At 47.3% G+C, this 509-nt stretch carries 1 rRNA gene; it reads left to right on the forward strand.

Annotated features, from left to right (window positions below):
- Positions 1-138 precede the first annotated feature (138 nt).
- Positions 139-254: ribosomal RNA gene (rrf, locus tag L5M29_RS23735) — 5S ribosomal RNA — on the forward strand.
- The last annotated feature ends 255 nt before the right edge of the window (positions 255-509 follow it).

A 509-nucleotide genomic window follows, 5' to 3' on the forward strand; every position in this document is an offset into this window, starting at 1 on the left:
CCATGCCATGGAGGTCGTACGAAAAGCCTTAGACAGAATATCGACACTTGATGAAGTTTGAACTCAAACAAAGAAAATCAGCTTTCCGAATTATTATTAGCGTGAGCCAGTGATGGACACGGTAATAAACAGAATTTGCTTGGTGACAATAGCCTTGTGGAACCACCTGATCCCATCCCGAACTCAGAAGTGAAACGCAAACGCGCCGATGGTAGTGTGGGGTCTCCCCATGTGAGAGTAGGTCATCGCCAAGCATCCAAATAAACACCAAAGCCCTAGCCTAAACCGCTAGGGCTTTGGTGTTTATACGCTCCGCGAAAACTTATCTCGATGTCAACCCGCCGCTAAGCGGACTCCCCAGCTACGAAGACAAGCTTCTTCGCGTTCAATCATGGCTAAATACTCCGTATTTATAGCGCGATGATTTCACCCCCATGTGAGAGTAGGTCATCGCCAAGCGCCTAATTATCTCATTGAGATGTAACGAAGCCAGCTGAATAAGCTGGCTT

It is taken from the genome of Shewanella sp. SM95 (genome assembly GCF_025653595.1).
Lineage (GTDB): Bacteria > Pseudomonadota > Gammaproteobacteria > Enterobacterales > Shewanellaceae > Shewanella > Shewanella oncorhynchi.